The sequence below is a fragment of the Caballeronia zhejiangensis genome (assembly GCF_022879815.1).
Taxonomy (GTDB): domain Bacteria; phylum Pseudomonadota; class Gammaproteobacteria; order Burkholderiales; family Burkholderiaceae; genus Caballeronia; species Caballeronia zhejiangensis.
Genome location: NZ_CP084286.1, coordinates 717,364 through 729,999, shown reverse-complemented (window position 1 = coordinate 729,999; position 12,636 = coordinate 717,364). Strand labels below are relative to the sequence as shown.

Genomic DNA, 12,636 nt, shown 5'->3' with positions numbered 1-12,636 from the left:
ACGCGCGACAGCGTGCGCTTGAAACGCGTCGCTTCGGTATCAGCAGGCGGGATTCATCGCGTCGACGACTTGCTCGGCGCGTCCGTCCAGTCGGTCTGGAAGGGCAAGTCGATATAGGACTGCGGCGAAGCCTGCGTGACCGTGTTCTCTATCCATCGGCGACGCATTGGCGCGAGTACGAACTTCGCGCACACGCCCGCCGCGATCGACGTGATCGCGGTAGCGATGAACACGGCGTTCCAGGAACCGAGCGACGCGAGCACCGACGCGAGCGGCACCATCATCGAAGCCGTGCCCTTGGCCGTGTATAGCGTTCCTGCATTGGCGGCGGCGTACTTGCTGCCGAAGGTGTCCGCGCAGGTCGCCGGGAAGATCGAGAATATCTCGCCCCAACACAGGAAGGTCAGCGCCGCGAACAGCATGAACATGTAGGGGTTCTGCCCGAACTGCATCAACCCCAGCAGCGCGACGCCTTCGCCCAAGAAGATGATGAACATGGTGTTCTCGCGACCGATCTTGTCCGAGATGAAACCGCATAGCGGGCGCGTGAAGCCGTTGCACAGATTGTCGATGGACAAGGTCATCGCGAGCAGCGGCAAGGTCGCGCCGAACAGACTCACTGGCAAACTTGCGAAGCCGTACTCCTTGGCGATCGGCCCGAATTGCGCAGTGGCGATCACACCGCCCGCCGCCACCGCGACGAACATCGCATAGAGCACCCAGAAGATGGGCGCTCGCACCATCTGTCCGGTCGTGTAGTCGATCTTGGTCGCCACGATGCGCTTGGCCGGCACGATGCCTTTCGGCGGATTCGGCCGCACGAGCATCAGCGCGAGCACGAATATGACGGCGCCTTGCAGAATGCCGAAGAACATGAACGCATGCTCGTAGCCTGAGCTCTGGATCATGTTCGAGATCGGAATCACCGTGACGGCCGCGCCCGCGCCGAAGCCCGCCGCGGTCAGGCCGGCCGCGAGACCGCGTTTGTCCGGGAACCACTTGAGCGCCGTGCCGACGCATGTACCGTACACGCAGCCGGCACCGATGCCCGCAACGACTGCGGCGATGTACAGATGCATGAGCGTGGTGGCATGGGCGTCGATGATCCAGCCGATCGCAGCGAAGATCGCGCCGCCCATCACCACCGGGCGCGGTCCGAATTTATCGACGAGCCAGCCTTCGACAGGCACGAGCCACGTTTCGGTCACGATGAAGATCGTGAAGGCGGTTTGAATCGCCGCTTGCCCCCAATGGTGCTTTGCGTCCATCGGCATGACGAACAACGTCCACGCATACTGGAAATTGGCGACCAGCCCCATGCAGACGATGCCGATGACCAACTGCACCCACCTGTTCTGACGACGCCCGTGCGACTGCCCGGCCACCGTCGTATCTGCGCTCACCATGTCTGTCTCCGTTATGTGTCATTGCGCTCGTTCGGCGCTTGATGTCGTGCTGAAAAGCCGATGCGTCAGGTTTGTTTGCGAGACGGGCGTGCAGGGGGAAAGCCGATTGACGCGCGCGAGTGGCGCGTGTATTGAGGCAACGATTTCGCTCGACGGGCACGCGATCGAGGTGTGCCGTCGTTTCCTGCTACGTCCGCGCTTTCCTCCAAGTGGTATCGAGAGTGGACAGTGTGAGCATCGTGCGCGAGAAAAAATATAAGGGAAAGTTATTAAAAATTTCAGTTTGGATTAATTATCGTGAATGGATGACGGGGCCAGATTGGCCGCCACGTCTATGCGCGCGCGCCGGAATGTCCGCGGGACGGCAACAGATATCGCGCGACAGTTGGTCGGCGGCCATCACCGCGGACTTGCGGCATTCCCGTTCACGATCGCAATGTCTCGTCTAATCAACGATCTGGCGTGCCACTGAAAATTGGCACGTCGCATGCAATGTCGGTTCAAAGCCCGCGTTGCCATCGATACGAACAGCATGAGCGGCTTCCAGTCACCGGGCGCATTGGCGCGCGGTACGGTTGTCAGGAGTCCGCCCATGCCACTCGCCCGACTGCTTGTCTGCTTTCTCCAGTGCTCGCTGGCAGCCGCGCTGCTTTTGCCCGTCGTCGCGGGCGCAGCGAACGTAGCCGCATCCGGCGCGCATGTCGCGGTTCCTGACGATACGGCCACGCCTCACGCGCTCAAAGCCGGCATCGAGCGCCTGCGCACCGGCACATGGTGGGAAGCCAACCGCAAGATGCGCCCGGAACTCGCGCAGGTCGGCGACCTGATCTTTCTCTTGCCCCTTGCCGACAGCAAGCTCGAGCCATCATCGGATGCGATCGGCCGCGTGCAGCGCCTGCGCGAAGCGGTGCGCATCCATCAGATGCGCGAACCCGCCGGATGGACTCGGCTCGTTGCGCAGGTCAAGGCCGCGCGCGCAAAGACCGGCGATCGCTCCGCCGCGCTGCTCGCCGACGCGCTCGTCAACGAGATCCGCTACCGCGACGGAACCGATGGCAGCTACTACGCGCCGGCGCGTTTCTTCATCGAAAGCGGCGTGTGCAAGGATTTCGCCGTCGCCAAATATCTGCTGCTGCGCGACGCGGGCTTCGACATCGCGCGCATGCGTCTCGTGTCGCTCGCGCCGCGCTACAGGAACACGCCGGACGACTGGCACGTCATCCTCGTCGTGCAGATCGACAACGCGAGCGAGCCGCTCACGCTCGATTCACCGGGTGCGGCATCCGCGAAGCGTGCAGACGATAAGGTTTCCGAAGCATCTGCCTGGACTGGTCCGTCGGCGCTGCTCTCCGCGATCCTCGCTGGTCGCAAGCCTGCCGAAGCAGTGCTGCGCGCGCCCGCAGGACCGCTCGCCGCTCCGCTCAGCGAGTCGGGTCAGGCAGACCGCCCGCTTGCGACGGTCTTCAACGAGCTGGGCAGCCGGTCATTCGACCGCGATGCGCCGCGTGCGCGCAGGACATCGGCTGCCAAGGGACGCGCGAGCGCGATCTACGTCGATGAAGCGGGTGATGCGTGGCAAGTCGACAGCTCCGGCACGTTCCCGAAGTGGCGCGTCGCCGCTGATCGCGCAGACGCGCCCATCGATCAAGGTCCGGCAGCAAGGCTCATTCGCGTGACGGCACGCTGACTGGAGCACTGACTGCAACGGTCCGTCCCGCGGCGAACTGAGAAGCATCCAGTCGCGAAACATCCGACGGTCGTACGAAAGCAGTCTCCCAATATGCGGAACGTTCTTTGCGTCGATAACGACATGCCGATGTCGAACGTCGGCTCATTGGGAGACAAATCATGTCAGTCGATACAAGCCAGATGAACATTGTCGGGAAAGGCGCCGAGACCGCGGATGGTCCTGGCCCCGACGTCATGGCCGCGAGCACGCCGGATGGAAACAACGTACTGAGTTCCGATGGAGACGATGTCGGCAAGATCAAGGAGATCATGCTCGACGTCACATCCGGACGCATCGCGTATGCGGTCCTTTCGAGCGGCGGCTTCCTTGGGATCGGCGACAAGCTGCTCGCGATTCCATGGAGCGCCTTGACGCTGGATACCAACAACAAGTGCTTTCGGATTTCAGCGACCACGGAACAAGTGAAGAGCGCGCCCGGCTTCGACAAGGATGCGTGGCCATCGATGGCAGATCGCTCGTGGGCCGACTCGATTCACCGGTACTACAGCCGGCCGCCCTATTGGCAACGCTTCGAGCGGGACGACGCAACGTATCGCAACGTGCCCCCGGAACTCTGAAGCGAACTTCATTGATCGGCGATGCCGTTAGCCCGCCGCGTCGGGAGCAGTCATTCAAAAACAGATGTACAGGAGATATCGATCATGAAAAAGCTCATCGCTGTTATCGCGTCCACACTCCTCGCCACGACGGCGTTTCAGCACGCGGCAGTCGCCGCAGATGCCTCGGACGCGCAAAAGGCTCAAATGAAGGCAAACAGCGAAAAGATGGAGGAGCAGGCGACGGCGAACAAGAAGAAGGCCGAAGCTCGGAGCGATGCGGCCAAGGCACAGGCATCGGCGGACGAAGACAAGGCTTCCGCTCAGGCCGATGCCGACAAGAAGGCCGCCAAGGGCGCGAAGGCGACCACGGCTGCGGAGGCATCGGGCGCGCGAAACGACGCGGCCAACGCGCAGAGCAAGGCCAACAAGAAGATGCACGATGCCCAGGCGAAGGCGGACAGGAAGAAGCAGGACGCCGCCCACGATGCGAACGTAGCGCAGGCCAAGGCCGATGAAAACAAGGTCGAAGCCCAGAACGACGCGAACAAGAAAGCGGCCGAAGCGAAGGTCGATGCCGCGAAGAAGCAATAAGCATATGCAATAAGCAATGCAGGGGCGCACCGTCCCGGTTCGCCCTTCATCGACTTCACGCGATCGGTATGGTCAACGACCTCTGGTACAAGAACGCGATCATCTATTGCCTGTCCGTCGGCACGTTCATGGACGCGAACGGCGATGGCGTCGGCGACTTTCAGGGCTTGCTGCGGCGGCTCGACTATCTTCAGGGGCTCGGCATCACCACCATCTGGCTGATGCCGTTCCAGCCGTCGCCTGGCCGCGACAACGGCTATGACATCAGCGATTACTACAACGTCGATCCGCGATACGGCTCGCTCGGCGACTTCGCGGAGTTCACGCACGCGTGCCGTCAACGCGGGTTGCGCGTGATGATCGATCTCGTCGTAAATCACACGTCGGATCAGCATCCGTGGTTCCGTGAGGCGCGGCGCGATCCCGATTCGAAATATCGCGACTGGTACGTCTGGTCGAAGAAGCGGCCGGCCAACGCGAAGGACGGCGTGGTCTTCCCCGGCGTGCAAAAGACGACGTGGACTTACGACAAGGAAGCGGCCATGTGGTACTTCCACCGCTTCTACGAGTTTCAGCCCGACCTCGATACATCCAATCCGTTCGTGCAGGCGGAGTTGCTGAAGATCATGGGCTTCTGGATTCAGCTCGGCGTTTCGGGCTTTCGCATGGATGCGGTCCCGTTCGTCATCGCCGCCAAGGGCGCACAGGTGAAGCGGCCCGTTGAGCAGTACGACATGCTGCGTATGTTTCGCGAGTTCCTGCAATGGCGTCAGGGCGACGCGATCATTCTCGCGGAGGCGAACGTGCTGCCCGACACCGACATGAAATACTTCGGCGACGCGGGCGAGCGATTGCAGATGATGTTCAACTTCCAGGTCAATCAGAACACGTTTCATGCGCTCGCGTGCGCCGACGCCACGCCTCTAAAGAACGCGCTCGACGCGACGAAATCGCGCGCCGCAACCGCGCAGTGGGGCGTATTCCTGCGAAACCACGATGAACTCGATCTTGGCCGTCTATCGCCCGCGCAGCGCGAAGCCGTGTTCGCGGCGTTCGCCCCGGAGCCGGACATGCAACTGTACAAGCGCGGCATTCGCCGTCGTCTTGCACCGATGCTCGACGGAGATCGTCATCGGCTCGAGCTTGCGTACAGTCTGATGCTGACGCTGCCGGGCACGCCCGTCGTGCGCTACGGCGATGAGATCGGCATGGGCGACGACCTGCGCCTGCCCGAGCGCGAAAGCGTGCGAACGCCGATGCAATGGTCGACGGAGCCGCATGCCGGTTTCACGAAGCACGCGCGTCCCGTTTGCCCGGTGATTTCTGGCGGACCCTACGGCTACGAACGTGTGAACGTCGCGAGCCAGCGCCGCGATCCGGACTCGCTGCTGAACTGGATGGAGAGAATGATCCGGATGCGCAAGGAAGTGCCCGAGATAAGCTGGGGCGACTTCGCGATTCTGAAGGCATCGCGCGACGACGTGCTTGCGCTGCGTTACGACTGGCGAAACAACTCGGTGGTCTGCCTGCATAACTTCAGCGCCGCGGCGTGCACCGTGAAGTTTCGGGTCGGCCTCGGCGCTGGAGAGAACGACGTGCTGGTCAATCTGTTATCCGACGATCATAGTCAGGGCGATGCGAAGGGACAGCATACGGTCGTGCTGGAGCCGTATGGCTATCGATGGTTCCGCGCAGGCGGTCTCGATTATCTTCTGAAGCGCAGCGAAGTTTGACGTTGGAGAGCATGGCCGCATCGACGTGCGGCCGCGGGCGCGCCGTCGCCGCCACCGGCACGCCATGGCCTGAACGCTTGCGCGCGATGAATTCGCACTCCGCGTTCGCGTGATGCCTGCCGTCGATATACATCGCGGTGCATATCGCCTCGCGCGGGAGCTTCAGGGCTGCTTTCGATTCACTCGTCGTCACCCTGTCTGCCTCATTCCATGCACTACCCGGTTACTCTCTTAAGACGAACGTTTTGGTTTATAGTCGTCGCCAGACCGCCGGCATTGGCCGGCTCCCGGACTTCTGTGCATGAGAACCCCATGACCATTGCGACCACGCCAGAAAAAGCGGCCGCGAAATCCGCCAAAGCCACGAAGGCTACCGCCACTCGCCAACCCAGACAGCGCGATCCCGAAGTCACACGCGCCCGCATTCTCGAAGCGGCGAAGAAGGAGTTCGCGAAACTCGGTCTCGATGGCGCTCGCGTCGAAGCCATTGCGGCCCGCGCGAAGTCCAACAAGCGGATGATCTATCACTACTTCGGCAGTAAGGAGAACCTGTTCCTCGAGGTGCTGGAGGATGTCTACGCCGACATCCGTTCCGCCGAGCAAAAACTCGATCTCGATCATCTGTCACCCGAGGATGCGATCGCCGCCCTCGTCACGCATACCTGGAACCACTACCTTCGTCATCCGGAATTCCTGAACCTCGTCAGCAACGAAAATCTTCACAAGGCTCGTCACGTGAAGAAGTCCGCGCGCTTCATGGAACTCCATCAGAACTTCACGTCGATGCTGCAGCGCATCCTCGATCGCGGCGTCGCATCGGGCGCATTTCGCAGCGGCATCGATCCGCGGCAGCTGCACATCACGATGGCCGGCATCAGCTACTACTATCTGACCAACCGTTTTACGAGCGGGCTGATCTTCGACTTCGACTTCATGGAGAAGGAAGCGCTCGATGCGCGCCTCGCCTTCAACATCGACACGGTGCTGCGGACCATCCGCAAATAGCGAATACGTTCGCGCCGCTTATGCGGCCGCGAGAAGCCGCTCACACGCCTGACCCTTCCCTCGTGAGCCAGGCGGCCTAGCCCGCTGCCCTTGCCATCGCCGATGCCGAGCGCACGAACGATCGTCAGAGCGCGCGAGTGCCCGGTCGCCAAGGAAACGCGCCTCAAGTTGCGCGAGCACCGCGTCGGCGGCCTGCATCCACTTGCTCAAGTCATCCTCCGTTTTCATCGGCCGCGAAACACGTTGACAGCGGCGTTTCGTTGGTCTTAAATAACCCACCAGATGGTTACTTGCTGCGAATGCCGGCACACAAAACCACGTAATTCAAGGTCTTCTGCGAGGCGCTCCGGTTTATCTGAACGGGTCGGCCGAATGCAAATTGCGGGCCTTTTCATATCGATCGGAGACGGCATGAAACTCTCGGAAACACATCAACAGATTCGCGACACGACGCGCCGTTTCGCGCAGGAAGTCATCCGTCCGCTGGCGGAAGAACTCGACCGCGAAGAGCGCTTTCCGGCGGAGGTTTATCGGCAGATGGGCGAGCTCGGGCTTTTCGGCATCACGGTGCCGGAAGCATACGGCGGCGCGGGTCTCGATGCCGCCGCGTACGCGCTCGTCATGGAAGAACTGTCGCGCGGCTATTCGTCGGTGGCGGATCAATGCGGCCTGCTCGAACTCGTCGGCACGTTGCTGAGCGTGCACGGCACCGAGGCGCAGCGCGCGCAGTACATGGAGCCGTTGTTGCGCGCGGCGCTGCGGCCCGCGTACTGCATCACCGAATCCGATGCGGGCACCGACGTCTCCGGCATTCGCACCACGGCCACGCGCACCGCCGACGGCTGGGAGCTGAACGGCGCGAAGCTGTGGATTCACAACGCGCCCGTCGCGGATGTCGCGTTCGTGCTCGCGCGCACGAATCCCGCCGCGGGCAAGCGCGGCATGAGCATCTTCATCGTCGATTGCGATCTCGAAGGCGTGTCGAAGGGACCGAAGGAACACAAGATGGGCCAGCGCGCGTCGCAAGTGGGCGAGCTGCATTTCGATCGCGTGAAGCTGCGTCACGATGCATTGCTCGGCGAAGAAGGACGCGGCTTTCACATCATGATGAGCGTGCTCGACAAGGGCCGTGTCGGCATCGCGGCGCTGGCGGTCGGCATCGCGCAGGCGGGGCTCGAAGCCGCGCTCGACTATGCGCAGACGCGCAAGCAGTTCGGCAGCCATATCGCCGAATTTCAGGGCGTGCAGTGGATGCTCGCCGACATGGCGAAAGACATTCAGGCCGCGCGCCTGCTCGTGCACGACGCGGCCGAGCGTCTCGATACGGGCGACCGCGCCAGCATCGCCTGTTCGATGGCGAAATGCTTCGCGGGCGACACCGCCGTCAAGCACAGCGCGAACGCCGTGCAGATATTCGGCGGCAGCGGCTACATTCGCGGCTATGAAGTGGAGCGGCTGTATCGCGACGCGAAGATCACGCAGATCTACGAAGGCACCAATCAGATTCAGCGCACGATCATCGCGCGCGATCTCGTCGCGAACGGAGCATCGCTGTGAGCGCGCGGCCCATTGCGCTCGTCACGGGCAGCCGGCGCGGCATCGGACGCGCGATCGCCATCGAACTCGGATGCGCGGGCTTCGATATCGCCCTCACCGATATCGCCGCATCCGATGAACTCGATCAGGCCGTGCGCGATGTCGAGGCAAGCGGCGCGCGCGCCATCGCCGTCATCAACGATCTCGCAGATATCGACAGCCATCGCCCGATGCTGCTCGATATCGAAGCGCGGCTCGAAAGCACGATCGACTGCCTCGTGAACAACGCGGGCGTCTCGGTCATGTCGCGCGGCGATCTGCTCGACGTCACGCCGGAAAGTTTCGACCGCTGCATGACGGTCAATACGCGCGGCACGTTCTTTCTCATGCAGACGTTCGCGAAGCACATGCTGGCTCGAACGCGCGCGAGCGTCGCGGCGCATCCGAGCGTCATCACGATCACGTCGTCGAATGCAGTCGCGGCGTCGCCGTTGCGCGGCGAATACTGCGTATCGAAGGCCGGGCTTTCGATGGCGAACACGTTGTTCGCGCTGCGGCTCGCGCCGCACGGCATCGGCGTGTATGAAGTGCAGCCGGGACTCATCGCGACCGAGATGACCGCGCCGTCGAAGGAACGCTACGACCAGCAAATGGAGCAAGGTCTCACCGCCATCAATCGCTGGGGCACGCCGCAGGAAGTGGCCGTCGCCGTGCGCACGCTCGCCACCGGCGGATTGCCCTACAGCGTTGGCCAGGCCATCCGTGTCGACGGCGGCCTGCTCGTCACCAAATACTGATCCGACATGAACTCGACCATCACGCTCCCGACCGCATCCGGCACACTCGAGACATATCGTCTGCAAGGCGTGCCGCTCGACGTACGCACGCCCGCCGCGCCCTTCAACCGCATCGCGTATTCGGCGGCGCACGTCGTCGCGGATCCGTTGCGCGCGGTCGAACTGAACGGCACGCCCGCCATCGACTGGGCGCGCACGCTCGACTATCGGCGCTATCTGTTGCAGCAAGGCTTGGGTATCGCCGAAGCGATGGATACCGCGCAACGCGGCATGGGCTTGCCGTGGCCGAGCGCGCTCGAACTGATCACGCGCACGATCGCGGGCACGCGCGACATTCCCGGCGCGCGCATCGCGTCCGGTTGCGGCACGGATCATGTCGCGCCGCGCGATATCTCGACGTGCGATGAAGTCATCCGCGCCTACGGGCAGCAACTCGAAGCCGTGCAACGCGTGGGCGGCCGCGTCATTCTGATGGCGAGCCGCGCGCTCGCAAAAGTCGCGCGCACGCCGGACGATTACCGGCGCGTCTATCGGGAAGTGCTCGCGATGTGCGATCAGCCGGTGATCCTTCACTGGCTCGGCGAGATGTTCGATCCCGAGCTCGAAGGCTACTGGGGCGCGGACGATCATCGAGGCGCGGCGCGCGTGTGCCTCGACGTGATCGGCGAGAACGTCGGGAAGGTGGACGGCATCAAGATCTCGCTGCTCGACGACGCGAAGGAAATCGCGTTTCGCCGAAGCCTGCCGTCATCGGTGAAGATGTACACGGGCGATGACTTCAACTATCCGAGTCTCATCGCCGGCGACGAGCACGGCTTTTCGCACGCGCTGCTCGGCATTTTCGATGCGATCGCGCCAGCGGCGTCGCAGGCGCTCGCCGCACTCGCAAACGACGATCTCGACACCTTTCATGCGTTGCTGTCGCCGACCGTCCCGCTGTCGCGCCACATTTTTCGCGCACCGACGCAGTACTACAAGACGGGCGTGGTCTTTCTCTCGTATCTGAACGGCTTTCAGGATCACTTCTTCATGCCGGGCGGACATCACGGCATGCGCCCGCCCGCCTATCTCGCGGATGTGTTCCGGCTCGCGGATCAGGCGCGTCTGCTGCGCGATCCGGCGCTCGCGATCGAGCGCATGCGCAAGGTGCTCGCGCCGCTCGGCATCGAGGCATGAGCGCGCGAATCTGCTTTCGTTGACGCATTCACGGGCGCTGGCATACGTGAGCGCGCTCGGACGCCGCGGCCTGAGAATCGAACTCGGCTGGCCTATCGGCCCGCTGCGCCCACGCGATCCGCGCGCATCAGGATCGCTTGCGCCTCTCCAACACCCGAAAAGTTTTTCTTCTCCGCGTTGGCAGATCTTCTCGTTTGCCGGTGTCGGGCCTCTCGCCGATAGTTGAGTCACCGGGCAGCGCAATCAAGCGAAAGCCCCTGACCTCAAACATCGATCGAAGGAGCAAGCCATGAAACTGAAGAACAAAGTCGCGCTCGTCACGGGCGGCACGTCGGGAATCGGACTGGAAGCGGCCAAGCTGTTTCAGAAGGAAGGCGCGACGGTCATCGTCACCGGCACGACGCAAAGCCGGCTCGACGAAGCAGCGCGGATTCTCGGCGATTCGGCGATCGCGCTCAAAGTCGATTCGCGCGATCCGGCGCAGATCGATCGCGCGATCGTCGATATCGTGGAGAGCCACGGCCGTATCGACATCGTGTTCGCCAACGCCGGAGCCGGCCAGGCCGCGCCGCTCGAAGCCGTGACGCCCGAACAGATCGAAGCGCAATTCTCGCTCAACTTCAACGGCGTGTTCTTCACGATCCAGAAGGCGGCGCCGCATCTGCCGAAGGGCGGCGCAATCGTCGTCACGACTTCGTTCCTGAATGAAACCGGCACGCCGGGACTGTCCATTCTTTCCGCGACGAAAGCCGCGCTGCGTTCGCTCGTTCGCACCGCCGGCGCCGAACTCGCGCCGCGTGGCATTCGCATCAATGCGGTGAGCCCCGGCCCGATCGCCACGCCGTTTCACACGAAACTGGGCTTGTCGGACAAGGAACTCGCCGATGCGGGCGCGGCCATCGAAGCCGCCGTGCCGCTCAAGCGTTTCGGCGAAGCACAGGAAGTCGCGCGTGCCGCCCTTTTTCTCGCGAGCGAAGATGCATCGTTCGTGACCGGCACCGAAGTCGTCGTGGATGGCGGACTGACGCAGCTCTGACGCATCGCCTTCGATGGCGGATGCACGCGTCACCATGATTCTGTACATTCACGAGATTCCACGGCTGAATGAAGAAACATGCGAGCGCCCAGCAATCTGAACGCGCTGCGAGCCTTCGAGGCGGTCGCGCGGCATCTGAGCTACGCTGCGGCGGCGGACGAGTTGAACGTCACGCCGGCCGCGGTCGGCCAACTGATTCGCGGACTCGAAAGCTATCTGGATATCGAGTTGTTCCATCGATCGGCATCGGGACCGTCGCGTCTCACATTGACCGACGCTGCCCGCGCTGCGCTGCCGGATCTGCAAGGCGGCTTCGATCTGCTGTCGAGTGCCGTCGAACGGCTGAAGGCCAGCAAGTCGCGCATCGTCTTTACGCTGACCGTGCCGCCGGCTTTCGCGGATCGCTGGCTGCTCTGGCGCGTCGAACGCTTTCAGCGAAGACATCCTTACTACGACCTGCGGATCGACACGAGCGGCCGCCTCACCGACTTCACGGCCGAACGGATCGACGTCGGCATACGCTACGGCGCGGGAGCATGGGCGGGCCTCGTCTCTACGTTCCTGCTGCGCGACGAATTTTTTCCGGTATGCAGCCCGGCGCTGATGGAAGGCGAGCACGCGCTCGGAGCGCCGTCCGATTTGCAACATCATCCGCTCATCCACGATACGTCGATGACCGGCGCCGGTCTCTTCCCGACGTGGCGTTCGTGGCTGCTGCATGCCGGCTGCCGCTACCGCATCGATACCGACCGCGGACTGCAGCTCAACGATTCTGCGATGGGCCTGCAAACCGCGATTTCCGGTTACGGCGTGGCGCTCGGACGCACGACGCTCGTCGAACGCGATCTGGCCGAAGGCCGCCTCGTCAAGCCGTTCGATATCGTCCAGAGTTGCGAGTTGGCGTACTACCTCGTGCATCGGCCGGAAAGCGCGGCCCATGCACCCGTGATCGCGTTCAAGGAATGGCTGCTGGAAGAAGCCGGCGTTCGTTGAAACAGGCGCGCCCGTCGCCGGTCATCCGGGCGCGCGGCATCTTCTTTGCTAGGTCCACGGAGAAAACTTCAGAG

General features: G+C 62.9%; 11 protein-coding genes. 10 read left to right on the top strand and 1 reads right to left on the bottom strand.

All coding sequences use genetic code 11. From position 1 onward, the window contains the following. Positions 1-53 precede the first annotated feature (53 nt). The gene (gene oxlT / locus LDZ23_RS29440) at positions 54-1,406 is read right to left on the bottom strand and encodes an oxalate/formate MFS antiporter (RefSeq protein ID WP_008346486.1); all 1,353 of its coding nucleotides are present in this window, start codon (positions 1,404-1,406) and stop codon (positions 54-56) included. Positions 1,407-1,998: 592 nt separating this feature from the next. Here oxlT and LDZ23_RS29435 point away from each other — a divergent pair. The 10 genes from LDZ23_RS29435 to LDZ23_RS29390 all read left to right on the top strand — a co-directional run bounded on the left by LDZ23_RS29435 (position 1,999) and on the right by LDZ23_RS29390 (position 12,562). Then, positions 1,999-3,093 carry a transglutaminase-like domain-containing protein gene (locus LDZ23_RS29435; protein ID WP_008346484.1) on the top strand — a complete coding sequence of 365 codons (1,095 nt, stop codon included), beginning with the start codon at positions 1,999-2,001 and terminating at the stop codon, positions 3,091-3,093. A 161-nt stretch (positions 3,094-3,254) separates the two neighbouring features. Beyond that, a complete protein-coding gene (locus tag LDZ23_RS29430; protein ID WP_244808288.1) occupies positions 3,255-3,713 on the top strand; it encodes a PRC-barrel domain-containing protein in 459 nt (152 codons plus the stop codon). Between the two features lie 84 nt (positions 3,714-3,797). Next, a complete protein-coding gene (locus LDZ23_RS29425) occupies positions 3,798-4,286 on the top strand; it encodes a hypothetical protein (RefSeq protein ID WP_008346481.1) in 489 nt (162 codons plus the stop codon). A 68-nt stretch (positions 4,287-4,354) separates the two neighbouring features. Beyond that, positions 4,355-6,019 carry an alpha-amylase family protein gene (locus tag LDZ23_RS29420; protein WP_008346480.1) on the top strand — a complete coding sequence of 555 codons (1,665 nt, stop codon included), beginning with the start codon at positions 4,355-4,357 and terminating at the stop codon, positions 6,017-6,019. A gap of 210 nt (positions 6,020-6,229) precedes the next feature. Next, positions 6,230-7,024: a TetR/AcrR family transcriptional regulator gene (locus tag LDZ23_RS29415; protein WP_404989944.1), complete on the top strand. Its 795-nt coding sequence runs from the start codon at positions 6,230-6,232 to the stop codon at positions 7,022-7,024. A 411-nt stretch (positions 7,025-7,435) separates the two neighbouring features. Next, on the top strand, positions 7,436-8,581 hold the full coding sequence (locus LDZ23_RS29410; protein WP_008346477.1) for an acyl-CoA dehydrogenase family protein: 1,146 nt from the start codon (positions 7,436-7,438) through the stop codon (positions 8,579-8,581). Further along, positions 8,578-9,357 (top strand): 3-ketoacyl-ACP reductase, encoded by a 780-nt coding sequence (locus LDZ23_RS29405; RefSeq protein WP_008346475.1) that lies wholly within the window; start codon positions 8,578-8,580, stop codon positions 9,355-9,357. The genes LDZ23_RS29410 and LDZ23_RS29405 overlap by 4 nt, the downstream gene beginning before the upstream one ends. Before the next feature lie 6 nt (positions 9,358-9,363). Continuing rightward, a complete protein-coding gene (locus LDZ23_RS29400) occupies positions 9,364-10,533 on the top strand; it encodes a dihydrodipicolinate synthase family protein (RefSeq protein WP_008346473.1) in 1,170 nt (389 codons plus the stop codon). Positions 10,534-10,822: 289 nt separating this feature from the next. Continuing rightward, entirely contained in the window at positions 10,823-11,569 is a 747-nt protein-coding gene (locus LDZ23_RS29395) for an SDR family oxidoreductase (protein WP_008346471.1), read from the top strand. 78 nt (positions 11,570-11,647) lie between these two features. Then, a complete protein-coding gene (locus LDZ23_RS29390; RefSeq protein WP_008346469.1) occupies positions 11,648-12,562 on the top strand; it encodes a LysR substrate-binding domain-containing protein in 915 nt (304 codons plus the stop codon). Positions 12,563-12,636: the final 74 nt, after the last annotated feature.

Excerpts from the sequence above, each read along its gene's own strand:
- oxlT (WP_008346486.1), bottom strand. The coding sequence starts at position 1,406 with ATGGTGAGCGCAGATACGACGGTGGCCGGGCAGTCGCACGGGCGTCGT.
- LDZ23_RS29435 (WP_008346484.1), top strand. The coding sequence starts at position 1,999 with ATGCCACTCGCCCGACTGCTTGTCTGCTTTCTCCAGTGCTCGCTGGCA.
- LDZ23_RS29430 (WP_244808288.1), top strand. The coding sequence starts at position 3,255 with ATGTCAGTCGATACAAGCCAGATGAACATTGTCGGGAAAGGCGCCGAG.
- LDZ23_RS29425 (WP_008346481.1), top strand. The coding sequence starts at position 3,798 with ATGAAAAAGCTCATCGCTGTTATCGCGTCCACACTCCTCGCCACGACG.
- LDZ23_RS29420 (WP_008346480.1), top strand. The coding sequence starts at position 4,355 with ATGGTCAACGACCTCTGGTACAAGAACGCGATCATCTATTGCCTGTCC.
- LDZ23_RS29415 (WP_404989944.1), top strand. The coding sequence starts at position 6,230 with ATGCACTACCCGGTTACTCTCTTAAGACGAACGTTTTGGTTTATAGTC.
- LDZ23_RS29410 (WP_008346477.1), top strand. The coding sequence starts at position 7,436 with ATGAAACTCTCGGAAACACATCAACAGATTCGCGACACGACGCGCCGT.
- LDZ23_RS29400 (WP_008346473.1), top strand. The coding sequence starts at position 9,364 with ATGAACTCGACCATCACGCTCCCGACCGCATCCGGCACACTCGAGACA.
- LDZ23_RS29395 (WP_008346471.1), top strand. The coding sequence starts at position 10,823 with ATGAAACTGAAGAACAAAGTCGCGCTCGTCACGGGCGGCACGTCGGGA.
- LDZ23_RS29390 (WP_008346469.1), top strand. The coding sequence starts at position 11,648 with ATGCGAGCGCCCAGCAATCTGAACGCGCTGCGAGCCTTCGAGGCGGTC.